Origin of the sequence: Ornithinimicrobium pratense, from assembly GCF_008843165.1 — a bacterium.
Taxonomy (GTDB): Bacteria; Actinomycetota; Actinomycetes; order Actinomycetales; family Dermatophilaceae; genus Ornithinicoccus; species Ornithinicoccus pratensis.
Genome location: NZ_CP044427.1, coordinates 1,610,603 through 1,633,150 on the forward strand (window position 1 = coordinate 1,610,603; position 22,548 = coordinate 1,633,150).

Sequence of the window (22,548 nt, forward strand, 5' to 3'; positions counted from 1 at the left end):
CCCGTCGGGACCTTTGGCGTGTTCGGCGGAGCACTATCGCGTGCTTTGTGAGGTCTAGGCCTCGACGACGGCTGCGGCCTGGCGGGCGATCTCCAGCTCCTCGTTGGTAGGCACCACCCACACTTCGACGTGGCTGCCGGGGGTGCTGATCCGTCCCTCAACACCGCGGACCGCGGCTTCGTTGGCGGCGTGGTCCAGCTCCACGCCGAGGAAGGCCAGGCGGTCCACCACCGCGGCGCGGACGCGGGGGTCGTTCTCCCCGATGCCGGCAGTGAAGACCAGGGCGTCGAGCCCGCCGAGGACGGCGGTGAAACCGCCGACGTAGCGCAGCAGGCGGTGCACGACGACCTGGAAGGCCAGCTCGGCGTCGGGGTCACCCTCGTCGCGCCGGGCCATCACCTCGCGCATGTCCGCCGAGCCGGTCAGCCCGAGCAGGCCGGACTCCTTGGACAGCGCCTGGTCATAGTCGTCCATCGACATGCTTGCCACCCTGGCCAGGTGCCCGGCCAGGCCGGGGTCCAGGTCGCCGGCGCGGGTGCCCATCACCAGGCCCTCCAGCGGGGTGAGCCCCATCGAGGTGTCGACCGACCGGCCAGCCTCGACGGCGGTGGCGCTCGCGCCGTTGCCGAGGTGCAGCACCACCGTGCGCAGCTCCTCGAGTGGACGGCCCAGCAGCTCGGCCACGCGCCGTGAGACGTAGGCGTGCGAGGTGCCGTGGAAGCCGTAGCGGCGCACCCGGTGCTGCTCACGCCATACCTTGGGCACCGCGTAGGTCGCGGCCGCTTCCGGCATGGTCTGGTGGAAGGCGGTGTCGAAGACCGCGACCTGCGGCACGTCGGGGAAGGCCTCCCGCGCCGCGGTGATGCCGTCCAGGTTGCCAGGGTTGTGCAGCGGGGCCAATGGCACCAGACGCTCGATCGTGGCCAGCACCGCAGGCGTGACCTCGACGGGGTCGGCGAAGTCGGCGCCGCCGTGCACGACACGGTGCCCGACGGCGGCCAGGTCGACCTGGGAGAGGTCGGGACCGTGCTGGGTGAAGGCGCGGGTGAGCAGGTGCATGGCCGCCTCATGGTCCGGCACCGGCAGCTGCTGTTCGTGCCGGACCCCGTCCACCGTGTGGTGCACGGCGCCCGTGGGCAGCCCGATGCGCTCGATGAGGCCCCTGGCGTGCGACTGCCCGGTGACAGGGTCGAGCAGCTGGTACTTCACCGATGAGGAGCCGGCGTTGATGACGAGGACGGCGCGCATGGTCACCCCTTGGCCTGGATTCCGGTGATCGCCACCGTGTTGATGATGTCCCGGACGGTGGCGCCGCGGGACAGGTCGTTGACCGGTGCGTTGAGACCTTGCAGGACCGGGCCGATAGCGACCGCGGAGGCGCTGCGCTGGACGGCCTTGTAGGTGTTGTTGCCGGTGTTGAGGTCGGGGAAGATCAGCACTGTGGCGCGGCCGGCGACAGGGGAGCCCTTCAGCTTGGTCGCCGCGACCGCGGGGTCCACGGCCGCGTCGTACTGGATCGGCCCCTCCACCAGCAGCTCCGGTGCCCGCTCGCGGACGAGCTCGGTGGCGGCCCGGACTTTCTCCACGTCGGCGCCCGAGCCGGACCCGCCGGTGGAGTAGCTGAGCATTGCCACCCGCGGTTCGACGCCGAACTGCGCGGCGGTGCGGGCCGAGGACACCGCGATGTCAGCCAGCTGCTCGGCGGTGGGGTCGGGGTTGATCGCGCAGTCGCCGTAGACGAGCACGCGGTCGGCCAGGCCCATGAAGAAGACGCTGCTGACCACCGAGACGCCGGGGGAGGTGCGGATCACCTCCAGCGCCGGCCGGATGGTGTGCGCAGTGGTGGTGATCGAACCGGAGACCATGCCGTCGGTCTCGCCGGCGTGGACCATGAGGGTGCCGAAGTAGGCGGAGTCGGCCACCACCTCGTAGGCGTGCTCGGCGGTGACCCCCTTGTGCGAGCGCAGCTCGGCATAGGTCGTGGCGAAGCCCTGACGCAGCGGGCTGGTCTCCGGGTCGACCACCTGCGCCGCGTCCAGGTGCAGGCCCAGGGTGGCGGCCCGCTCGCGGATCTGCGCCTCGTCACCGAGCAGGGTCAGTCGGGCCACTTTGCGGGCCAGCAGGGTGTCGGCGGCCCGCAGGATCCGGTCCTCCGTGCCCTCGGGGAGCACGATGTGGGCGTCGGCCGCGCGGGCCCGGGCGACCAGCTGGTGCTCGAACATCAGCGGCGTGACCACGCGGTGGCCGTTGCCGCTGGTCGACGGGGCGTCGGCGTCCTCGGCAACCGGGACCAAGGCGTCCAGGTCGAGGTGGTCGTGGACCAGCGCCCTGGCCCGCTCGATCTTGCGGGTCGAATGCGGGGTGATCCGGCCACGCACGGCATACATGGTCATGGCCGCCCCCATGGTGCCTGCCTGGCAGGTGATGATCGGCAGCTCGACGCTGATGCCCTCCACGAGGCGGGTGACCTGCTGGCTGGGCAGGAAGCCGCCGTTGAGCACGATGCCGGACAGGGAGGGGAAGGTGGAGGCGCTGTGCGCCAGGATCGCGGCGATGAGTACCTCCTCGCGGTCGCCGGGGCAGATGAGGACGTTGCCCTCCCGCAACCGGTCCAGCACGTGCGGCGTGGTCATCCCGGCTACCAGCAGCCCCGAGGTCTCCCGGTCCAGCAGCGCCTCGTCCCCGGCGAGCAGCGTGCCGTTAGCGGCCTGCATGAGGTCGCGCACGGTCGGCGCGGCGAGGGTGCTGTCGGCCGGCAGGGTGAAGGCCAGCGGTGCGGGCGTGTCGCCGCCCTGGGCCTCGGCGTCCTGCCGCAGCCGGGTCTGCAGCTCTTCCTGCATCTGTGGCACCTGGTCCGCCGGCACCCGGTTGGCGATCACCGCGGCCACCTCGGCGTGCCGCGCCTGTGCCTCGTGCAGGCTGACCAGAGCGGCGGTCACGCTCTCCTCGACATCGCGGTTCACCGCCGGCACGATGAGCACCATGGCCGCCCCCAGGTGGGCGGCGATGGCGGCGTTGGTGGAGAACTCGGCGGGCGCGGGGACACCGGTGTAGTCGGAGCCGATGACGAGCACGGTGTCGTGCTCGGCCGCGAACGCGTGGAAGCGGTCCACCACGGTGCTGATCGCGGACTCGGTGCGCAGGTTGACCTCGTCGTAGGTGACGCCCACGGCCCGGTCGACCGAGACCTGCGAGGTGGACAGCGGGTGCAGCAGCTCGGCCAACGGGTCAGGGCCCCCGGCCTGCACGATCGGGCGGAACACACCCACCCGGCCCCCGCGGGCGCACAGCTCGGCAAGCAGCCCCACCGCGATGGCGGACTTGCCGGAGACGGACTCGGCGGACGCGACATACAAGGTGCGGGTCACGCTGCCTACGATAGCCAGCCCCTACTCTGGCCTCATGAGCACCGTGCCGCCCACGTCCCCGTCCGTGCCCGCGCTGGAGGGGGTGCGGGTCTGGGTCGACGGCCGGCTCGGCGGCGCAGCTGAGGGGCCGGCGGGCGGGGTCGGGGTCGGCGCGCTCGACCACGGCGTGACCGTCGGCGACGGTGTCTTCGAGACGGCCAAAGTCGTCGACGGGGTGCCGTTCGCCCTGGACCGCCACCACGACCGGATGGACCGCTCACTGGCCGGGATCGGCCTGGACCCGCTGGACCGGGACCGGATCAACGAGGGGATCCGGGCGGTGTTGGAGATAGGGGGTATGACGTTCGGCCGCCTGCGCTGCACCGTGACCGCCGGTGTCGGTCCGCTGGGCAGCGACCGTCTCGCCGGCGCCGCCACCTATGTGGTCTCGGCCATGGAGGTGGAGCAGCCCGGGCGGACGACGACCGTGGCGGTGGTCCCGTGGACCCGCAACGAGCGCAGCGCCCTCACCGGGGTGAAGTCGACTTCCTACGCCGACAACGTCGTGGCGCTGGCCGCGGCCAAGGAGCGCGGCCACACCGAGGCGCTGCTGGCCAACACCGCCGGGATGCTCTGCGAGGGGACCGGCAGCAATGTCTTCGTCGTGGTCGACGGCGTGGTGCGTACTCCCACGCTGCAGTCCGGGCCGCTGGCCGGCATCACCCGCGCGCTGACCATCGAGTGGCTGCGCGAGGACGGGGTCGAGGTCGTCGAGGAGCAGCTGCCGTTGTCGGTGCTCACCGAGGCCGACGAGGTGTGGATCACCAGCAGCACTCGTGACGTCGCGGCGGTCACCCACATTGACGTCGTGCCGCCCGTCACGCTGCTGAGCGGGGTGCACCTGGAGGTGCCAGACCTGCGGCCGCGCGACCTACCGCACGGGCCGCTCGGCCGCCGGGCGCAGGAGATCTTCGCCCGTCGCTCGACGGAGGAGCCCAACCCCTGACGCCCCCCCTGGGACGGCGTCGCCGCAGTGGCCAACACACCTGACCCTTGATTAGGATCTCCCCCCGGCGCCACGTAAAGTAGTGCCTCGGCGTAGCGCATCTGGACGTGTAGCTCAGTTGGTTAGAGCGTTCGCTTCACACGCGAGAGGTCAGGGGTTCGAGTCCCTTCACGTCCACCCGACTGTTCCTCAGTCACGAGGCCCCTGGCCTGCGGAAACGCAGGCGAGGGGCCTTCTTCCTTGACCGCATCGGTGACCGGCGTGCGGGATACGTGCAGGAAGCGCCGCACTACCGGGCTGAAGTCTCGGGGGCAAGTGTCCGGCCGTCCAACGTGGGCGGTCAGACCAGTCTCATCTTCCGACTGTCAGATGACCTACCCGAGGCGCCGGCGCGGCGCTGCTCAGGGGCCAGGGGGAGGCAGTCGTCCTGCTCCGCAGTGACCAGTCGGTGGACAGCCTGGCCCGCGTGCTCAGCAAGGTGCGGGGTCCGTGGGTCAGTGAGGAGTGGCTCTACGTTGGCCAGATCGAGGGCGGTGTCAGCGGCGCCCCAGAGTGAGCGCGACCATCCGCACGTAGCAACACCCCCGCTCAGTCACGGTGAGCGAGGGTGTTGCCTCTGTGGCGTCAGTCGTCCCTTACCTCGCCTGCAGAGACGGCCCGCTGGCGCCCCTTGTGCGCGACCGCCGACCGTTGCACTCGAAGCATACGGTAAAGATTGAGTAAAGGAAACCTAAAGGCAGCGTTTCCACGTGGGCATGTTCACGTGGTTTGATGCTCCCACGTCTTGGCTGACCACGGCGGTGTCTCCCCAACACCTCCCCTGGCCGTGGTTGGCCCTGGCCAGTCCTCCCGGCGCCCGGAATTCACGGGCCAGGCGACCGGGGGGCACCTCATAGCGGTGAGGAGCGGTCATCGTGTGACGGCGGTGGCACCTCTAAGGTCCAGCCCGGACGGTGGGTGCGGTTCCGGTCACCTGACGGGTTTCTTGCGCTCCGTCGGCGCCGACGTGACGGGCATCGACCTCGTGCCAGACTTCATCGCGCACGCGCGGCAGGTCGGTCCGGAGGCGCACTTTCAGGTGGGGTCTTTGTCGAGATCGTCCGCCCGAAGGCCTCGGTGGCGGGGGTGCTGGCGTGGTGTTCCCTGATCCATCTCGACCCTGATCAGTTGGACGACGCCTTGACCGCAATCCGCCGGGTCGTAGCGCCCGGCGGTGCGCTGGTAGTCGGCTCCTTCGAAGGTTGGGTGTGCGAGCCCTTCGAGCACAGGGTCATCACTGCGTCCCGGTGGCCCGTGGATGAGATGGCTGGCCGGCTGCGGTCATCGCCGCTCGTGCGATCTCGCGGCGTCGCCCCCGGCTGACATGAGCCACCGATCCCGTCATGACTCCGAGCGCGCGAGCAGGTCCGTCGCGGCCTGCCTGAGGGCGGCGAGCGTGCGTCGCACCGCGAGGCGCTGAGCCCGGTCGGGACGCTGGATCGCCAGCACCTGACGCCCCGTGTCGACGCCGACGAGTGGTCGCAGCTGGACTCCTTCTCGCAGCCGCGTGGTAAAGCGCGGCAGCAGAGCTACCCCAACACCTGCCGCGACGAAAGCCTCCACCAGGCGGTTGTCCCGCACCCGCTGTACGACGTGCAGGCGTGCACCGGTCTCGTCCTCGATGGCGCGGAGCACGGTATCGAAGGGGAACCCTTCTGGCACTCCGATCCAGGGGTGGTCCACGAGGTCGGTCGGCGTCAGTGTCTGCCGGTTCGCGAGCGCGTGCCCGGCGGGCAGCGCCACATCGAGGGGCTCGCGCACGATCGGTGCGACCCGCAGCTGTTCGGTGCCGGGTGGGCGTCGACCACTGAGCGAGTGACCGATGACGATGTCATGGTCCTTGGCCAGGTCGGCCCAGTCCGCTTCCGCCACGTCATCGTCGGTGCAGGTGACCTGGATCCCCTCCGCTGCGAGGGTGCCTAGTGCGGCGGGCAGCAGGTACTCGCCGGCACTGGGCAGGGTGACCACCGAGACGGCTCCGCTGGGTTGGCGCCGGAAGGCGTCCCAGTCCGCCGCCACCTCAGCCAGGACCACCGCCACATCCACCGCACGCCGTGCCAGCAGCTCCCCCGCAGCGGTCAGCCGCAGACCTCTACCCTCGGGCACCACGAGCTCTGCGCCGAACTCTCGTTGGGCCGTCTGCAGCTGCTGCGACACGGCAGACGGCGTGCGCCCGGTCGCCTCGGCGACGGCCGTCACGCTTCCCCGGTCGGCGAACTCGCGGAGCAGTTCCAGATGGCGCACGTCCATGTAGCCAGCCTATAGATACTTGTCACGAGATTTCGCTTGTCCTGAAGTGTTGGGCGGGCGCACCCTGGGCGGTATGCCGATCAGTCACCGTCTCCTGGCCGCAGCCGTCGCGGTCTTGTGGGGGGTCAACTTCACCGCGATCCACGCCTCCCTGGAGCACTTCCCGCCGTTCCTGCTCGTGGCGGTCCGGTTCCTGCTTCTAGCGCTGCCCACGCTGCTGTTCGTGCCGTGGCCCGGGGTTCCGGTCCGCTGGTTGGTCGGCTACGGCTTGGGGTTCGGCACCCTGCAGTTCCTCTTCCTCTACTGGGGCATGGCCACCGGTATGCCGGCAGGGCTCGCCTCCCTGGTGCTGCAGGCCTCGGCCCCGTTCACGGTGGTCCTGGGTGCCGTCTTCCTGCGGGAGCGGCTCACCAGGGCCCAGGTGCTGGGCATCCTGATCGCCGTCGCCGGGTTGGCCGTGGTCGGTGCGCACCGGGCACAGGTCGCCGCGGTCCTGCCCTTTCTGCTGACCCTCGCGGGAGCGCTCGGCTGGGCGGCCGGCAACATCTGCAACCGGCAGGCCCGGCCACAGAACCCGCTGCACCTCACGCTCTGGATGTCGGTCGTGCCGCCCCTGCCCATGCTGGCCGTGTCGTTGCTGGTTGAGGGACCGGGCGAGATCAGCCGAACGCTGTCAACCACGTTCACCCCGGAGGCAGCCCCGGCCCTGGTGGGGCTGGCCTACACGGTGATCTTCGGCACCGTCGTCGGCACCGGCATCTGGACCTGGCTGATGGCCAGGCACCCGGCGGGGGTGGTGGCACCCTATTCCCTGCTCGTCCCGGTCGCCGGCATGCTGGCCGCCTGGGTGGCCCTGGGTGAAACCGTGGCACCGCTGGAGGCGCTAGGGGGCGCTGTCGTGGTCAGCGGGGTGCTGCTGGGGTCACTGCGTCGAGGCCCTCCCCACCGTCGTGAGACGTTCTCCGCGGCGTCGCTGGCCGAACCGGTGGCGGCACCCGACCGGTCGGGACCGCCGTCAGCCCCAGCCACCCCTTTCGTGGCTCCACCCTTCACATTTGGCAACTGTCGGTAGCAAAGCCACGCTGGCCGCCTCGCCCGAGGATCTCGGGGAACACTCGCGCTCAGCGAGCAGCTTTCCCCTTTCTGTGATGTGCTCATAGTTCCTTGTGTCTTGACTCGCGGGGCGGCCTTGCCCTATCTGCACGGGGGCCGTTCAGATGAATGGGGTCACGGTCCAATCCGATCGTCGATCGGCGCCGAATACATGGAGAAACCTCACCGACGGTGGGGGCATGACCCAGCGGTGTGCAGCAAGCGTGCCGAGGGGTCCGAGCAGAAGGAAGACAAGATGAATATCTCCCGCAAGATGTTGGCCCTCCCGGCCGCTGGTGCCGCTGTGATGCTCCTGTCCGGGGCTCCGGCGATGGCCTCCACGGGCTCGTCGATGGCTGACCTGCAGCCGGTCCCCCTGAACGACGCACCCGGTTCTGGTTCGGCCATGTTCGAGGTCGATGGCACCACGTTGCACTTCACCCTGAACTACCAGGGTCTGCTCGCCGACGCCCCGCACGCTGCGCACATCCACTTCGGTGCGGACGCGCGGCAGGCGTGCCCCACCGCTGAGGACGACGCCGATGGTGATGGTTTCATCAGCACCACCGACGGGGCCCCCGCCTATGGCGGCATCGCCGTCTCGCTCACCACCGAGGGCGACACCAGCCCCGACTCCGGCCTGGCCATCGACCGGTTCGGCGTTGGCGATGACGTCAGCTACTCCCGCGAAGGCATCGAGGTCGACCAGGCCACCGCTGATGCGGTGATGGCCGGCGGCGCTGTCGTGGTCGTGCACGGTGTGGACCACAACGGCAACGGTGAGTACGACGAGGGCGACCGTGGCGCTTCTGACCTGGACCCCGCGCTGCCCGGTGAGGCCACCGACCCCGCCCTGTGTGGTGTGGTCATGGCCTCGCAGATGGACGACATGCCCGCCGGTGGCGTCGACACCGGTGCGGCTGCCCTCGGCAGCCAGAACCTGCTGCTGGCCGCGACCGGTGGTGTCGCCCTCGTCGGTGGCGCCCTGATCCTGGCCCGTCGCCGCACCGACTCCGTCAACTGATCCAGGTCATCTGATGACTGAGGACGTCAGGCCGCCGGTGGCGGGCCAGTCCCGTCCCGGCGGCCGGCGTCCCGGTCTGATGCTCCATACGCTCATCGCGTTCTCCCTGCTGATCAGCGGTGGGGCCGCGGTGGCCGTGGGGCTCTCCCACCAGGGCAGCACACCCGCACCACCGGCCCTGTCCGCACCGACGACGCAGCCAGAGGCCACTACGGAACCGCCCACCGACACGGCAACCACTGCCGACCCGGCACCCACTGCCGACCCGGCAGCGACTGCGGACCCGGCGCCGGCCACAGGCCCCGCGCCGACTGGCTCGGCCACCAGTATCCCGACCGCCTCCGCGTCCACCCCAGCCACGGCTGAGCCGACCCAGGAGGCCGCCCCCGTGGCGCTCCCGGTCTCGGTGTCCATCCCCGCCATCGACGTCACCTCCGACCTGCTGCACCTCGGGCTGAACCCCGACGGCACCCTGCAGGTCCCCCAGGGCCCCGACTTCGACAGCGCCGCCTGGTATGACGGCTCCCCGCGTCCCGGTGAGGTCGGCCCAGCAGTGCTAGAGGGACACGTCAGCAGCATCGGGCGTGGTCCCTCGATCTTCTTCAACCTGACCCAGCTCCAGGTCGGGGACACGATCGACGTCACCCGCCAGGACGGCACCATCGCCACCTTCGAGGTGTACGACCTGCAGCAGTTCCCCAAGGACTCCTTCCCCACAGTGCAGGTGTACGGCCCCACCAAAGGCCCCGAACTGCGGCTCATCACCTGCGGCGGCACCATCGCCCAGAGCACAGGCCGCTTCGCCGACAACATCATCATCTTCGCCCGCGAGACCTAGATGGTGCTGTCGCCGCCCGTCGAGCACCGTCCCGCCGCATACCGGGCAGGCGAACCCAACGGCGCCGAACCGACCGATCTCGATCGGCCGGCCCAGCCGCCGGCACCTTCGTCCCTCGCCCGGTGGGCATGGGTCGCTGCAGGCCTGCTGCTGACAGGCTTCTTCATGGCGGCCCTGCTGGTGGGAGGTGGCGCGCCGGCACCCCCGTTGGCGGGTCTGCCCGACGCAGGCGCGGTCACCGGCTGGGGCAGCCCGCTCGTCGACCTCGCAGTTCGCGTCCTCGCTGTGCTCACGGTCGGGCAGCTCACCTACGCCGCCCTGCTCGCGCCGACCGGACCGGCTGCCGGGTGGACGCGTGCCCTACGGGGCACCACCTGGTCCGCCACCGGCTGGCTGGTGGCCGAGGTCGTTGCTCTCGTGCTGACCGCCAGCTCTGTGTATGGCGTCCCGGTCACCCAGCTCTCGCTGCAGGCCGTCCTCGCTCTGGTCACCGAGCTCCCTGCTGGCCGGGCCGCGGTCTGGGTCGCCGTCCTTCTCGGCGTGCTCATCGTGGGCAGTGCGAGTCTGGTCAGCGCGACGGTCCGGGAGAGCCGTGGTCACACCCGCCTTGGAGCGATGGTCCTGCTGCTGGTCGCGTTGAGCGCGGTCGTCGTTCCAGGCGTCCTGGCCGGGCACTCCGCCGCAGCCGACAACCACGTCCCGGCGGTGCTCGCGCTGTCGGTCCATGTCGTTACCGCCAGCCTGTGGGTCGGTGGGCTTGCCGGGCTGCTGCTGCACGGCCGGGGCCGGCCGCAGGCCGCGCAGGCAGTCCGCCGGTTCAGCGCATTGGCGTTGGTCTGCGTCGCCTTGCTGCTCGCATCGGGAGTAGCCGCCGCCCTGCTGGTGGCGGGCCCGCCGACGTTGTCGTGGATTGGTGAAGGCTGGGTCTGGCTGCTGTCTCTGAAGACAGCCCTGCTGGGGCTCCTGGCCGCCATCGGTTGGTGGCACCGGCGACGCACCGTGCCCGCGCTGGTCACCGGCCGTCCGGGTGCGTTCGTCCGCCTGGGCGTGGTCGAGGTGGCCCTGATGACCCTGACCCTCGCCGTGTCCGTGGCGTTGACCGCCTCCCCAGCGCCCGCCCAGCGCCCCGAGGCCGCCGGCACGACGTCGGACGCCGAAGACTCGAGGGTCGTGGACGACGCCGCCCCGCAGGAAGCGGGACCCGGGGGCACCGCCACGGAGGTCAACCCTGCGCCACCGGTCCGCGCCGACGAGTCCGAGCCCACCCCGCAAGGGTCTCCCGAAGACATGAGCGGCCACGACCACGGAGATCTGTCTGTCTCCATCCTGGTGGACGAGGAGCGGTTCCACGTGGCCGGCACCGTCCGGCCCGGCCAGTCGGTCACGGTGTACAACAGCAGCAGGTCTGCAGCGACGATCAGCGCCCTCGACGGCAGCTTCGACGCCGACGTGGGTCCGCGGACCTTCATCACCTTCACCGCTCCGGCTGAGGCAGGCGACTACGACTTCGCCAGCCGTGCCCAGGGCATACCCGCCGGCAGTTTCACCGGCACCCTCCTGGTCCGCGCTGACCCCTGACCGCAACCCCCGCCGATCAGTGCTGCAGCCAGCCCACCTCGCCTCCCGCCGGGAGGACGTGGCACGAGCGCCGCGGTGACGCAGCCCGCGCCCTCGAACTGGTACCGAACACCGCAGGTGGCGGCCGTGCGTGGTCAGCCCAGCTCTCGGCGCAGTGCGGTCAGCTCGCGGCGCAGGTCCGGGGTGCGGACCATGGCGCGCATGCGGCGCAACGTCGCCTCGTCTGCCACCACCGGCCAGAGCTGCACCAGCTGCCAATCGCGTGCCCTCACCACGTCGCGGTCACCCGTGAGCTTGCCCACGCGCTCGGCCAGAGGCAGCACCCGGGGGTCCTCGGGCGCGGAGGTGACGGCAGGCGGGACCTCCCGCAGCAGCTGGTCCACGAGCAGCTGGGTGCGCTGGGTCTGCGTCAGGCGCGAGCCCAGATCTGCATCGAGATGTCTTCCTAGCTCGTCGTAGTCGGCGACCGGCCCCCCGGACAGGGCCGCGAAGACGTAGCGGTCACCGAGCCGGCGGTGCCCGTCCACCAGCTCCAGCGCCGCCCGCCATCCTTGGTGACGGCCGACGGTGCGGACCAGCTCCTCGCGCAGCTCCACCAGCTCGGCGGTGCCGCGTCGCGGCTCGAGGCGGGGCCACTCGGCGAAGAAGCGCGCGTGGTCGCCAGCACGGGCCAGGTGCAGGCCGACGTCTCGGTGACCGCGCAGAGGTGTGGTGAGTGACGCAGCGGTCTGGTGCGCCTCGTGGAGCCGCCCGATCGAGACCTGGTGCGCGATGCGCTGCCGCAGCAGTCCACCCCGCTGCAGGGGGGTCAGCTGTTCCAGGATCGCGTCTACGTCGCGTTCCTGGAGCAGGCCGACGGCATACGCCAGACAGGCCAGGTCGGCCACCGGTGTCATGGCGTCTTCGGTGAGCAGCCACCGGTTCAGGCCGACGCTGGTCACCGGTGAGAGCCCTCGGAGGACCAGAACGGCGTCATCCGGCGCCCCCAGCACCGCAGGCCGCAGTCGATCACGGATGGTGGCGCCGGTGCCGTCCCCCGCACCCCCTGACAGACCCTCCAGAAAAAGTGTGCCCAGGGAGGAGAGTCCCTGCTGATCGGTGGTGCCCATCGTCGTCCTTCCGGTGACCGGGTGACTGTCCTAGACGGTTTGGAGGCAGTGCCGCGGTTGTGATGGTTGCGGGCCGGGGGCGCGGCCGCACATGATCGTGGGTGACCGAGCAGGGCCCGTCTATTCGGCCTTTCCAAGAGGTGTAGGTGGCCCGGCTGTGTACAGAGCGTACGAGTGCTGGCTCGCAGGTGCCTTCGTCGTTGCGTCTGACGCCCTTGACCGACGGCATTCCCCCGGGCGCCGGTGGCGCCTCCGCGCGTGGGACGTCGCACCGAGTCACGGCGCCCGGCCTGAAAAAAGGACGAGCGGAGTGTCGGGACGTGGCGCTACCTTCTGGGGATGGATGAGAAGGAGACCTTGAAGCGCTACCTGCAGCGCCAGCACGAGGCGCTGCGGTGGAAGACGGAGGGGCTGGGGGAGTACCACCTGCGGCAACCGTGGACTCGCACCGGCACCAACCTGCTGGGGCTGCTCAAGCACGTCGCGAGTGTCGAGATCGGCTATTTCGGCGATTGCTTCGGGCGTGCGCACGGGGTGGCGATGCCCTGGTTCGCCGAGGACGCGGAGCCCAACGCGGACATGTGGGCCACGTCGGAGGAGTCGACCGAGCAGATCCTGGCGCTGTACGACCGCGCCTGGGAGGTGGTTGAGGACACTGTCGATGAGCTCGCGCTCGATGCCCCTGGGCGCGTGCCCTGGTGGGGGGACCAGGGGGATGTCACGCTGCACCGGCTGCTGGTGCACGTGGTGGCGGAGGTCGCCCGGCACGCGGGCCATGCGGACATCCTGCGCGAGCTGGCTGACGGACAGGCGGGGATCCGTCAGGGGCTGACCAACCTGCCGGATGAGGACGAGCAGTGGTGGGCCGACTACGTGGCCCGGGTGCAGGCGGCAGCGGAAGAGGTGGCCAACCGGGAGGGGTAAGAGAATGAGGTGGTTCCGGCCTTTGCATGCTTGGTGGAGTGGTCTTGCTAGCGGGATCATGAGCAGGTGAGCCTGCACCCACTGCGCGGTTCCGGGGCCGCCCCTGAACCCGAAGGCGTCACCCACTTGCTTCGTCAGCAGGCGCCTCACCTGGCTCACCTTCCGGTCAGTCCGAGCCCAGCGTCAGGCAGCAGCAACTGGGTTTTCCGACTCGGGGAGAACCTGGCCGTGCGCTTGCCCCGGACCGCCAGCTACGTCCCGGATCTCCTGCGCGAGATCCGCTGGCTGCCCCACCTCGCATCCAAGCTCTCGGTCCCCGTTCCGGACGTCGTCGCCGTCGGGCAGCCCAGCGAGGTGTTTCCGCGCCCGTGGGCCGTCGTCTCTTGGGTGCCCGGTGAGCTCCCTGGCACTCTCGACAGCGCGCAGCAGTACCGGTTCGCGCGATCTTTCGGGGCGTTTCTGCAGACTCTTCACGTGGTCGACACCGACGACGCCCCGGCAGGCCCCGAGCACTGGGGTTATCGGTGTGGCGAACCCGTCACTGACACCATCGACGGGTGGGCCGACCAGGCCGCGACTGCTCTGGCCGACCTGTTCGACCCCACGAGCGTGCGCGAAGCGTGGCGGCGCCTGCGGGACGTCCCCCGGGCCAGTGGGCCCGCCTGCCTAGTCCACACAGACCTTTCGTCCGAGAACCTCCTCGTCCACCCAGATGGGCGCCTGGCAGGAGTGATCGACTTCGGCGGTCTTGGCCTTGGCGACCGCTCTGTGGACTTCCTTTACGCATGGAGCATGCTCGATCCGCCCGCCCGCCAGGTACTCCGCATCGCAGCCGAAGCCGACGACGCGACATGGGTCCGAGCCCGTGCGTGGGCCTTCGTCGGCCCCGGCCTGCTCACCCTCGAGGGCTACCGGCACTCCATGCCTGCCCGGACCGCACGCCTGACCACGATGGTCGAGAACGTCGCAGCCGAGGTCGGCGTCGAACTGCGCTGAGACGTGTAGGGCCGAACTGAGCCCTTTGGCGTCGCCCTCCTGGGTTGAGGACGGTTGCACCCTGAACGACCCACGCCCTTAATCGATCCCGTGGGATCACCAGGGACGACACGACAATCGGTGCCGAGACGCAACGGCACTTGGCACGGGACAGCCTCGCGCCCAGCATCTACCGCGCGTCGTAGCCTTCGGTGCATGAGCAGGGCGGGAAAGCTGGTGCGGGTGCTCATCACCCTGCTGATGCTTGGGGTCTTCGTCGTGGCCCAGGTCGATCGGCACGACGACTGGTGGCCTTTGGGAATGATGGGTCAGTATGCGCAGCCACGGGACCCCGACGGTGAGGTCGTGGACACCTTCATGGTGTCCTTCGACCCCGATGGCCGCGAGCGTCCGGTGGTGCTGCGGGCTTCCCGCGCCGGCATCACCCGGGTGGAACTGGAGCTCAACCTGCACAATCTGCAGTCCGATCCGACGCGGCTGGACGGGGTCGCGCGGCGGGTCACGCATACGCATGGTCATCAGGTCGCTGCCCTGGAGATCCGTCAACGCGTCCATACCCTGCGAGACGGCAGGCTCAAGGGTGACCCGGATGTGCGGACCCTCCTGCGGTGGGAGGCGCCGTGAGCGGAGCCCTGCGGTGGCTGATGCCCGAGGTACCCCTTGCCCGGCTGGCGTGGTTTCGCGCCATCGTCGCCCTCACCGCGGTGGTCGACATCTTCCTCATCCTCAGTTCGCCGCGTCAGCGGGCCACCACCCCGGCGCTCTATGACCCGATCCCGCTGGCCAGGGCGCTGCAGCTGCCAGCCCCCACGCCAACCATCACCGGCGCGCTGACCCTGCTGATCGTTGCTGGTGCGCTCGGCGTCCTCCTGGGTGGCCTACGGCCCACGCCCGCCTGGGTGCAGCACCTGGCCGGGGCAGTCCTGGGCTGCGCCTACCTGCTGTGGTGCACCTACGGCATGTCCTTCGGCTACGTCGCCCACGACCACACGGCGATCATCGTCGCCGCGCTGCTCCTGCCCACCGCTGGCACCGCCCGATATGTCGACCTGCAGGAGACTCGGTCGACCGGCGCCGGGTGGGCGTTGCGGATGGTTCAGGTGTTCACGGTGGCGACCTACACCGGGTCCGTGCTGGCGAAATGGGTGATGAGCGGCCATGACCTGGTGCGTTGGGCGCAGTCAGGGACCTTCGTCTGGGCGTTCCTGCGCCGTCCCAACCCCCTCAACGAGCTGCTCGTCCAGCACGGCGCAGTGTTGCGGCTCGGCCAGTGGGGGGTCCTGGCTCTGGAGCTGGCGGCGCCGTTGGTCTGGGTTGTGCGGGAGAGGTGGCGGTGGGTGGTGGCGGCGATCTTCCTCGGGTTCCACCTGGCCACTTTTGCTCTGCTCGGGATCCACTTCCTGCCAACCCTGGTGTGCTGGGCGGCGTTCCTGCCTCTTGAGCGCTATGCCGCCCGCATCCGTCGTCGCGCTGACATCAGCTAAAGCGTCGCGCCCCGAAGAAAGACTTTATCTAGAATTTCTGCTAGAATGCCCAAAGGCATGGGGGAGCGGTCAACGGGGGGCGAAATGGAAGGAAGTTCGGTGCACTTCAGCAAGGGTCAGATCCTCATCCACCCCCAGCACGGACCGGCGACGGTGACGAAGGTGACCACCCGGACCATCCATGGAGAGCGCAGGCATTACTTGATCCTGAGCGTCCACACGGACGGTATGTCGGTGTCTCTGCCCGTCGACGCAACCGAGGAGATCGGGGTCCGCGCCGTGATGGACGGGGCTCGCGCGCGCGAGGTGTTCGTGAGGCTCGCCGATGAGGGCGAACCCTTCGACAAGGTCTGGTCGCGACGGTTCAAGCACAACACGGAGCGGCTGCGCAGCGGGGACCTGCTCATGGTCGCCGGGCTGATCCGGGACGTGACGCGTCGCGACGACGAGGTCCGGGTCTCCTACGGTGAGGCGAACCTGCTGCGAGAGGCCCTGGGCCTGCTCACCGCCGAGCTGGCGATCGCCCTGCGGGTCACCTCGGAGCGCGCGGTTGCGTTGGTGGAGTCCGCAGTCCGCGAGCGGGTCGTGCCCGAGCTGAGCGAGGACCTGGCACTCGCCAGCTGACAACGAGAACCAGACGTCGTCGACTGCCCGAAGCGCCGACCACGCAACGGCGAAGTCGTTGACGCAGAACTGTCCATGTCCGGCCGCAGCGCTGTCCGGTGACCTCTCTCTAGACTCTGAGCATGGCCACCACTCGCGCCGCCGTCACCTCGGCGACCTGATCCGAACCGGGTCGCTGCCCTCCTGACGAGGCGGGGCGGCGCGCCGCACTAGTGTCCGGTCGGTCGGGGAGCATGTCCCCGTAGGTGGTCCTTGGTCATGCGAGCGCGGCAGGAGAAGGCAGGCATAGGCGGCACGGATGGGTAGTGAGTTTCGGCGACAGGTGCACAACATCGGGCGACGCCGCGCCTGGGTCATCTGGGCGGTGGGCCTGAGCATCTACACGCTGGCGGTCTTCCACCGGACCTCGCTGTCCGTGGCGGGCATCATCGCCGCCGAGCGTTTCGAGATCACGGCCGCGCAGCTGTCCACCTTCACGGTGCTGCAGCTGGCGGTCTACGCGATCATGCAGATCCCTGTCGGTGTGCTCATCGACCGCTACGGCTCCAAGCTGCTCATGCTGGTCGGCCTGACGCTGATGACCGTAGGCCAGTTCTGGTTCGCCTTCGCTGGCACCTTCGAGGCCGGGGTTGCCGCTCGAGTCCTTCTGGGCTGCGGAGACGCCATGATCTTCACCAGCCTTCTGCGTCTGATCGCCTTCTGGTTCCGCGTCAAGCAGGCCCCGATGGTGACCCAGCTGACCAGCATGGTCGGCCAGCTCGGGGCCGTCGTCGCCGCGACTCCGCTGGCGGCGGCGCTGGCTCGGTTCGGTTGGGCCTGGTCCTACGGCATCGCCTCCGGGGCGGGAGTTGTGCTCGGTATCGCACTGGTCCTCATCGTGCGCGACTCGCCCTACGTCGGCGACGTCGTAGAGCGCATCAAGATCCGTGCCTTGGCCAAGACGATGGCCGAGGTATGGGGCAACCCCGGCACCAAGCTCGGGCTCTGGGTCCATTTTTCCTCGCAGTTCGGACCCACGGTTTTCACCATGCTGTGGGGTTACCCGTTCCTGATCGCCCAGGGCCTGGAGTCGACCCTGGCGAGCGGGATGCTCATCCTGATGACGCTGACAGCGATGGTGGCCGGACCCGTGGTGGGTCTGTTGACGAGCCGGTTCCCCTACCACCGTTCGACGCTGGTCCTGGTCCTGGTGGCCGCGATCGCCGCTGTCTGGGCGGTGGTGCTGCTGTGGCCCGGCCCTGCACCGTTGTGGCTCCTGGTCGTGATGGTGATGGTCACGGCCATCGGCGGACCAGGTTCAATGGTCAGCTTCGACCTGGCCCGCACCTTCCACCCCTCGGAGCGCTACGGCCGCGCCAACGGGATGATCAATGTCGGTGGGTTCGTGGCGTCCCTCATGACCATCGGGCTCATCGGGCTGGTCCTGGACTTCCGGGCCCCGGGGGGCCCTTCGACCTACGTGCTGGACGACTTCAAGGTCGCGATGGCGGTGCAGTTCCCCTTCTGGGCCCTTGGCGCCTGGCAGCTGCTGCGCTACCGCCGCAAGGGACGCGCCCTGATCGGCCAGCACCCCGGGGCGATGCAGGCACTGCGAGGTGGGGAGGCGGTGCTGCCCGGCCTGTCCCGGCCGGCCGACCCGCGACCCGCGCCCGAGCCGCCGGACCCCGAGGACCGCTGACCCCACCGCGTGACGCGCTGCTGCGTTGAGGACCCGTCCCTGCCCGTGGGCACGGTGATGGGACCTCCGGCCTCAAGTCCGACACTGCGCTGCCTCGGGCGGCCTCTATGAGTCGAGGGTCCGGCGCGGTACCTCCGTCAGCGCCAGCCGGGCCCAGACCCGCACCTCCTCAGTGAGGGGGTTGGTCAGCAGGCCGGCCTCGTCGACCCACTGCATACCCTCGTCGCCGCCTGCCTCCGCACCGATGACCGGCAGCTCGCCTTGGCCCAGGCCAGCCATCGCGGACTCGTCGGGCGCGGCGAAGTAGATCAGGTCGATGTGCTGGTGCGGCGGGTCGTGGGAGATGTCCTCCACCTGGACACCCTCGGGGCGCAGCAGCTGTCTGGGCGCGCCGGGCTCGTCGTGCGTGATGCCGGGGGAGCCGACGAGCCGGACCCCGATCCCGGTCTCCTCCCAGGCCTCCCGGCGCGCGGCGTCGTCAGGCAGCTCGTGCAGCTCGATGTGCCCGCCCGGGGGTAGCCACAGGCCCAGCTTGCGGTGCGGGTGCAGCGCGACGTGACCGGCGTGCACGACGAAGACCGCCACCGTGAAGTGCTTGGTGATCCCATCCGGCGGCTCGCGGAACTCGACATGACCCATGGTGGGGACGATAACCGTGCCGGTATGCCGTGCCCCGCCCGGTAGGGTTGGCGCGCAGAATACCCACCACCACCGAGGAGCACGCCAGTGTCCAGCCAGATCACCGTCAGTGTCGCTGTCGCGGGAAGCGAGCGAACGGTGGAGCAGGGCACTACCGCGGCGGACCTCTTCGCCGACGATCGCAACGTCGTCGTTGCCCGGGTCGGCGGCGAGCTGCGGGACCTCGCGCACGTGCTGCAGGACGGTGACGAGGTCGAGCCGGTCCTGGTCAGCGAGCCGGACGGGCTCGACGTGCTGCGCCACTCCTGCGCCCACGTGCTCGCCCAGGCCGTCCAGGACGCCTTCCCCGACGCCAAGCTCGGGATCGGCCCGCCCATTCGCGACGGGTTCTACTACGACTTCGACGTCGAGGAGCCCTTCACCCCCGATGACCTCAAGCGCCTGGAGAAGGCGATGCAGAAGATCATCAACACCGGCCAGACCTTCGTCCGGCGCGAGGTCAGCGACGACGAGGCCCGCGCCGAGCTGGCGGGGGAGCCCTACAAGCTCGAGTTGGTGGGGCTCAAGGGCGGCGCCGCCGATGACGCGGCCGACGGTGCCTCGGTCGAGGTCGGCGGCTCGCAGCTGACCATCTACGACAACGTCGACCGCAAGGGCGAGGTCGTCTGGGGCGACCTGTGCCGCGGCCCGCACGTGCCGACGACCAAGCTGATCGCCAACGGTTTCAAGCTCATGCGCAGCGCGGCCGCCTACTGGCGCGGTAGCGAGAAGAACCCCCAGCTGCAGCGGATCTATGGCACCGCCTGGCCGAGCAAAGAGGAACTGCGAGCTTACCTGGAAAGGCTGGCCGAGGCCGAGAAGCGTGACCACCGGCGGCTGGGCGTCGAGATGGACCTCTACTCCTTCCCCGAGGAGCTGGGCGCCGGACTGCCGATCTTCCACCCCAAGGGCGGGGTGCTCAAGCGGGTGATGGAGGACTACTCCCGCCAGCGGCACATCGAGGAAGGCTTCGAGTACGTCGGGACCCCCCATGTGTCGAAGGAGGGCCTGTTCCACACCTCGGGGCACCTGCCCTACTACGAGGACACCATGTTCCCCGCCATGGACGAGGACGGGCAGCGTTACTTCCTCAAGGCGATGAACTGCCCCATGCACAACCTCATCTACCGCTCCCGGCAGCGCTCCTACCGGGAGCTGCCGCTGCGGCTCTTCGAGCTCGGCCACTGCTACCGCTTCGAGAAGTCGGGCGTCGTGCACGGTCTGACCCGGGTGCGCGGGCTGGAGATGGACGACTCGCACTCCTACGTCACCCACGAAGGCGCCGCCGAGGAGATCAAGCACCTGCTCCACTTCGTGCTCAGCCTGCTGCGCGACTTCGGCCTGCACGACTTCTACCTCGAGCTGTCCACCCGCGATGAGAGCGGGGACAAGAAGGACAAGTTCATCGGCTCCGACGAGCAGTGGGCCGAGGCGACCGCGGTGCTGGAGCAGTGCGCCCGCGAGACCGGGCTGGAGCTGGTGCCCGACCCGGGCGGCGCTGCCTTCTACGGCCCGAAGATCTCGGTCCAGGCGCGTGACGCGATCGGGCGCACCTGGCAGATGTCGACCGTCCAGCTGGACTTCAACCAGCCCGAGCGGTTCGGGCTGGAGTACCAGGCTGCCGACGGCACCCGGCAGCAGCCGGTGATGATCCACTCGGCGAAGTTCGGCTCGATCGAGCGCTTCATGGGCGTCCTGATCGAGCACTACGCCGGGCAGCTGCCGCCGTGGCTGGCTCCCGTCCAGGTCGTCGGCGTGCCGGTGGCCGAGGACTTCGACGACTACCTCAAGGACGTCGCCACCCAGCTGCGTGCCCAGGGTGTGCGCGTGGACCTGGACCTGTCCGACGACCGCTTCCCCAAGAAGATCCGCAACGCCAGCAAGTCCAAGGCGCCGTTCATCCTCATCGTCGGTGGCGAGGACCGAGACGCCGGTGCGGTCTCCTTCCGCTACCGCGACGGCTCGCAGAAGAACGGCGTGCCCGTGGTCGAGGCGGTCGCGGAGATCTCGGCCGCGATCCGGGACCGGGTCCAGGTCTGAGGTCTGCCGTGGCACCGGACGGAACGGGTCGCGTGTCGGGTATGCCGTCTCCTGCCTCGCTGGGTGCCACGGCCGCCAGGGTTCAGGCCCGTCCGGTCACCGAGGACGAGGCCTTCCTCCTCGGCGCCCTGCACTTGCAGGCCCTGCGCCGGGCGGGGGTCGACACCTCCTCGGCCCCACCCCACGTGCAGGACTTCGCCACCCGCTGGGCGGCGCGCAGCACCGACCTGCCGGCCTGGGTCGCCGAGTGCGACGGCGAGCACGTCGGGCTGGCGGTCTGTCGTCTGCCGCCGCTGCCCCGCGTCGGCCGCGGCAACCCCGAGCTGGTGATCCTGGAGCCGCTCGGCGAGCTGCCGCCCGAAGCGGTCGCGCTGGCGCTGGTGCGTGGCGTGGTGAGCTGGTTCGGCCGTGAGGGCTTCTACGCGGTGGACGTCGCGCCCGAGCTGCCCGTCCCACCCGCCGTGCTCGACGCCGCCCGCGCGGACGTGGCTCAGGGCCGCCGGGTCAGCCTGCCGACGCGCCCCTGACGACGCGTCTCCACACCCCACCAACTGCGTCTGCCCGGCCTGTGTGCACCCGCACGGCCGGCGGTCCATGCAGCCGTCGCACCCGGGTGCGTCAGTTCGTCGGTTCCAGCACGAACAGCGGGATGGTGCGGTCGGCGCGCTCCTGGTACTCGGCATACGGCGGGAAGGCGGTGACCGCCCGCTCCCACCATTCCTGCCGCTCGGGCCCGTCCTCGAGCAGCCGCGCACGCAGCGGGTGCTGCTCGGCGCCGTCCTGGACGAGCACGTCCTGGTGGGCGCTGATGTTGTGGAACCAGGTCGGGTGCGTGGGATGGCCGCCCTTGCTGGCTACCGCGAGGTAGCATCCCTCGTGCTCGACCCGCATCAGCGGCACCCGACGAAGCATGCCGGAGCGGGCACCGCGCATGGTGATAACCACGATCGGACGGTTCTGGATGGTGGCGGCGTCGGTGGTGCCGGCCCGGTCGATGTCGGCGAGCTGACGGGCCACCTCCTCCGAGGCCAGCGGCAGGTAAGCCTTGGGGTCGTGCACGGAGGGGTCGTCGGCGAGCGCGTGGGGGCGGCTGTCGTGCGTCATACCGTGACACAACCCGACCTGGGCGCCGCATCTTCCCGGTGACCGGCACCGGGCTTTCCGTAGACTGCCCGCCATGAACCACCAGGGCGACACCGGCGACGTCGAGCAGGCAGCCGCCATGGCGGGGGTACGGGACGGCTTCGAGCGGCTGTGGACGCCGCACCGGATGGCCTACGTCAAGGGTGAACGGCCCAGCGAGGACGCTGGGCACGGCTGCCCGTTCTGCGTCGCGCCGGAGAAAGACGACGAGGCCGGGCTGATCGTCCACCGCGGCAAGCACTGCTACGTGGTGCTCAACCTCTTCCCCTACAACCCGGGGCACCTGCTCATCTGCCCCTACCGGCACGTCTCCCTGTACGTCGACCTCACCGACCAGGAGACCACGGAGTTCACCGCGCTCACCAAGGCCGCCATCCGCGCGACGACCTCAGCCGCGAACCCGGCCGGGTACAACATCGGGATCAACCAGGGCGAGGTCGCCGGTGCGGGGGTGGCGGCGCACCTGCACCAGCACCTGGTGCCCCGCTGGTCGGGGGACGCCAACTTCTTGCCCATCGTGGCTCAGACCAAGGCGCTGCCCCAGCTGCTGGAGGACGTCCGCCGCCAGCTCGTGGCTGCCTGGCCGGGGGACTAGCCGCTGGTTTTCGGGTCGGTCGGCGGTGCGGCGTAGGATTTGCCCTGTCCCCCCGCCCGACGCCGAGCCCAGCGCGGCGCAGCGACCCGGACCACCGCGCACC

General features: G+C 70.0%; 21 protein-coding genes and 1 tRNA gene. 16 read left to right on the forward strand and 6 right to left on the reverse strand.

What is annotated here, in order from left to right; genetic code table 11:
* Window positions 1–54 precede the first annotated feature (54 nt).
* Together FY030_RS07235 and pta are read right to left on the reverse strand one after the other, a co-directional pair.
* Window positions 55–1,248, reverse strand: a complete 1,194-nt coding sequence (locus FY030_RS07235) for an acetate/propionate family kinase (RefSeq protein WP_158060926.1) — start codon at window positions 1,246–1,248, stop codon at window positions 55–57.
* Between the two features lie 2 nt (window positions 1,249–1,250).
* The gene (gene pta, locus FY030_RS07240; protein ID WP_158060927.1) at window positions 1,251–3,368 is read right to left on the reverse strand and encodes a phosphate acetyltransferase; all 2,118 of its coding nucleotides are present in this window, start codon (window positions 3,366–3,368) and stop codon (window positions 1,251–1,253) included.
* A gap of 34 nt (window positions 3,369–3,402) precedes the next feature.
* Here pta and FY030_RS07245 point away from each other — a divergent pair, with 34 nt between their 5' ends.
* The 3 genes from FY030_RS07245 to FY030_RS17320 all read left to right on the forward strand — a co-directional run bounded on the left by FY030_RS07245 (window position 3,403) and on the right by FY030_RS17320 (window position 5,500).
* Window positions 3,403–4,353 (forward strand): aminotransferase class IV, encoded by a 951-nt coding sequence (locus tag FY030_RS07245; protein ID WP_158060928.1) that lies wholly within the window; start codon window positions 3,403–3,405, stop codon window positions 4,351–4,353.
* Window positions 4,354–4,456: 103 nt separating this feature from the next.
* A tRNA-Val gene (locus FY030_RS07250) sits at window positions 4,457–4,530 on the forward strand.
* 748 nt (window positions 4,531–5,278) lie between these two features.
* The gene (locus tag FY030_RS17320) at window positions 5,279–5,500 is read left to right on the forward strand and encodes a class I SAM-dependent methyltransferase (protein ID WP_420371875.1); all 222 of its coding nucleotides are present in this window, start codon (window positions 5,279–5,281) and stop codon (window positions 5,498–5,500) included.
* A gap of 233 nt (window positions 5,501–5,733) precedes the next feature.
* Here the strand turns inward: FY030_RS17320 and FY030_RS07260 are convergent, their stop codons facing one another.
* On the reverse strand, window positions 5,734–6,642 hold the full coding sequence (locus tag FY030_RS07260) for a LysR family transcriptional regulator (protein ID WP_158060929.1): 909 nt from the start codon (window positions 6,640–6,642) through the stop codon (window positions 5,734–5,736).
* Window positions 6,643–6,715: 73 nt separating this feature from the next.
* Here FY030_RS07260 and FY030_RS07265 point away from each other — a divergent pair, with 73 nt between their 5' ends.
* The 4 genes from FY030_RS07265 (at window position 6,716) to FY030_RS07280 (ending at window position 11,174) form a co-directional block, all read left to right on the forward strand.
* A complete protein-coding gene (locus FY030_RS07265) occupies window positions 6,716–7,714 on the forward strand; it encodes an EamA family transporter (RefSeq protein WP_158060930.1) in 999 nt (332 codons plus the stop codon).
* A 276-nt stretch (window positions 7,715–7,990) separates the two neighbouring features.
* On the forward strand, window positions 7,991–8,758 hold the full coding sequence (locus tag FY030_RS07270; RefSeq protein WP_202879782.1) for a CHRD domain-containing protein: 768 nt from the start codon (window positions 7,991–7,993) through the stop codon (window positions 8,756–8,758).
* Between the two features lie 13 nt (window positions 8,759–8,771).
* Complete coding sequence (locus FY030_RS07275; protein WP_158060931.1) at window positions 8,772–9,596, forward strand: class F sortase; 825 nt, start codon at window positions 8,772–8,774, stop codon at window positions 9,594–9,596.
* Window positions 9,597–11,174 (forward strand): copper resistance D family protein, encoded by a 1,578-nt coding sequence (locus FY030_RS07280; protein ID WP_158060932.1) that lies wholly within the window; start codon window positions 9,597–9,599, stop codon window positions 11,172–11,174.
* 134 nt (window positions 11,175–11,308) lie between these two features.
* Here the strand turns inward: FY030_RS07280 and FY030_RS07285 are convergent, their stop codons facing one another.
* Window positions 11,309–12,283, reverse strand: a complete 975-nt coding sequence (locus FY030_RS07285; RefSeq protein WP_158060933.1) for a hypothetical protein — start codon at window positions 12,281–12,283, stop codon at window positions 11,309–11,311.
* Window positions 12,284–12,622: 339 nt separating this feature from the next.
* Between FY030_RS07285 and FY030_RS07290 the strand changes: the two genes are divergently transcribed.
* The 6 genes from FY030_RS07290 to FY030_RS07315 all read left to right on the forward strand — a co-directional run bounded on the left by FY030_RS07290 (window position 12,623) and on the right by FY030_RS07315 (window position 17,989).
* Window positions 12,623–13,207, forward strand: coding sequence for a DinB family protein (locus FY030_RS07290; RefSeq protein WP_158060934.1), 585 nt, complete (start codon window positions 12,623–12,625; stop codon window positions 13,205–13,207).
* 66 nt (window positions 13,208–13,273) lie between these two features.
* Window positions 13,274–14,203, forward strand: coding sequence for an aminoglycoside phosphotransferase family protein (locus FY030_RS07295; RefSeq protein ID WP_272950548.1), 930 nt, complete (start codon window positions 13,274–13,276; stop codon window positions 14,201–14,203).
* 195 nt (window positions 14,204–14,398) lie between these two features.
* Entirely contained in the window at window positions 14,399–14,827 is a 429-nt protein-coding gene (locus FY030_RS07300; RefSeq protein ID WP_158060935.1) for a hypothetical protein, read from the forward strand.
* Window positions 14,824–15,687, forward strand: a complete 864-nt coding sequence (locus FY030_RS07305) for a hypothetical protein (protein ID WP_158060936.1) — start codon at window positions 14,824–14,826, stop codon at window positions 15,685–15,687. The genes FY030_RS07300 and FY030_RS07305 overlap by 4 nt, the downstream gene beginning before the upstream one ends.
* A gap of 99 nt (window positions 15,688–15,786) precedes the next feature.
* A complete protein-coding gene (locus tag FY030_RS07310; protein ID WP_192498765.1) occupies window positions 15,787–16,311 on the forward strand; it encodes a CarD family transcriptional regulator in 525 nt (174 codons plus the stop codon).
* 298 nt (window positions 16,312–16,609) lie between these two features.
* Window positions 16,610–17,989 carry an MFS transporter gene (locus FY030_RS07315; RefSeq protein ID WP_158060938.1) on the forward strand — a complete coding sequence of 460 codons (1,380 nt, stop codon included), beginning with the start codon at window positions 16,610–16,612 and terminating at the stop codon, window positions 17,987–17,989.
* Window positions 17,990–18,094: 105 nt separating this feature from the next.
* Here FY030_RS07315 and FY030_RS07320 read toward each other — a convergent pair whose 3' ends face one another.
* Complete coding sequence (locus tag FY030_RS07320) at window positions 18,095–18,628, reverse strand: NUDIX domain-containing protein (RefSeq protein WP_158060939.1); 534 nt, start codon at window positions 18,626–18,628, stop codon at window positions 18,095–18,097.
* A gap of 87 nt (window positions 18,629–18,715) precedes the next feature.
* Here FY030_RS07320 and thrS point away from each other — a divergent pair, with 87 nt between their 5' ends.
* Complete coding sequence (gene thrS / locus FY030_RS07325; protein ID WP_158060940.1) at window positions 18,716–20,707, forward strand: threonine--tRNA ligase; 1,992 nt, start codon at window positions 18,716–18,718, stop codon at window positions 20,705–20,707.
* Between the two features lie 41 nt (window positions 20,708–20,748).
* Window positions 20,749–21,234 (forward strand): hypothetical protein, encoded by a 486-nt coding sequence (locus FY030_RS07330; protein ID WP_158060941.1) that lies wholly within the window; start codon window positions 20,749–20,751, stop codon window positions 21,232–21,234.
* Between the two features lie 91 nt (window positions 21,235–21,325).
* Here the strand turns inward: FY030_RS07330 and FY030_RS07335 are convergent, their stop codons facing one another.
* Window positions 21,326–21,811: a nitroreductase family deazaflavin-dependent oxidoreductase gene (locus FY030_RS07335; protein WP_158060942.1), complete on the reverse strand. Its 486-nt coding sequence runs from the start codon at window positions 21,809–21,811 to the stop codon at window positions 21,326–21,328.
* A 73-nt stretch (window positions 21,812–21,884) separates the two neighbouring features.
* On the opposite strand from FY030_RS07335, the gene FY030_RS07340 reads away from it, so the two are divergent.
* On the forward strand, window positions 21,885–22,445 hold the full coding sequence (locus FY030_RS07340; protein ID WP_158060943.1) for an HIT family protein: 561 nt from the start codon (window positions 21,885–21,887) through the stop codon (window positions 22,443–22,445).
* Window positions 22,446–22,548: the final 103 nt, after the last annotated feature.

Bases quoted from the DNA above. Each gene is read 5' to 3' on its own strand.
- FY030_RS07335 (WP_158060942.1), bottom strand. From the start codon at position 21,811: ATGACGCACGACAGCCGCCCCCACGCGCTCGCCGACGACCCCTCCGTG.
- FY030_RS07330 (WP_158060941.1), top strand. From the start codon at position 20,749: ATGCCGTCTCCTGCCTCGCTGGGTGCCACGGCCGCCAGGGTTCAGGCC.
- FY030_RS07270 (WP_202879782.1), top strand. From the start codon at position 7,991: ATGAATATCTCCCGCAAGATGTTGGCCCTCCCGGCCGCTGGTGCCGCT.
- FY030_RS07235 (WP_158060926.1), bottom strand. From the start codon at position 1,248: ATGCGCGCCGTCCTCGTCATCAACGCCGGCTCCTCATCGGTGAAGTAC.
- FY030_RS07285 (WP_158060933.1), bottom strand. From the start codon at position 12,283: ATGGGCACCACCGATCAGCAGGGACTCTCCTCCCTGGGCACACTTTTT.
- FY030_RS07340 (WP_158060943.1), top strand. From the start codon at position 21,885: ATGAACCACCAGGGCGACACCGGCGACGTCGAGCAGGCAGCCGCCATG.
- FY030_RS07275 (WP_158060931.1), top strand. From the start codon at position 8,772: ATGACTGAGGACGTCAGGCCGCCGGTGGCGGGCCAGTCCCGTCCCGGC.
- FY030_RS07260 (WP_158060929.1), bottom strand. From the start codon at position 6,642: ATGGACGTGCGCCATCTGGAACTGCTCCGCGAGTTCGCCGACCGGGGA.
- FY030_RS07290 (WP_158060934.1), top strand. From the start codon at position 12,623: ATGGATGAGAAGGAGACCTTGAAGCGCTACCTGCAGCGCCAGCACGAG.
- FY030_RS07245 (WP_158060928.1), top strand. From the start codon at position 3,403: ATGAGCACCGTGCCGCCCACGTCCCCGTCCGTGCCCGCGCTGGAGGGG.
- FY030_RS07300 (WP_158060935.1), top strand. From the start codon at position 14,399: ATGAGCAGGGCGGGAAAGCTGGTGCGGGTGCTCATCACCCTGCTGATG.
- FY030_RS07265 (WP_158060930.1), top strand. From the start codon at position 6,716: ATGCCGATCAGTCACCGTCTCCTGGCCGCAGCCGTCGCGGTCTTGTGG.
- FY030_RS07320 (WP_158060939.1), bottom strand. From the start codon at position 18,628: ATGGGTCATGTCGAGTTCCGCGAGCCGCCGGATGGGATCACCAAGCAC.
- FY030_RS07280 (WP_158060932.1), top strand. From the start codon at position 9,597: ATGGTGCTGTCGCCGCCCGTCGAGCACCGTCCCGCCGCATACCGGGCA.
- FY030_RS07315 (WP_158060938.1), top strand. From the start codon at position 16,610: ATGGGTAGTGAGTTTCGGCGACAGGTGCACAACATCGGGCGACGCCGC.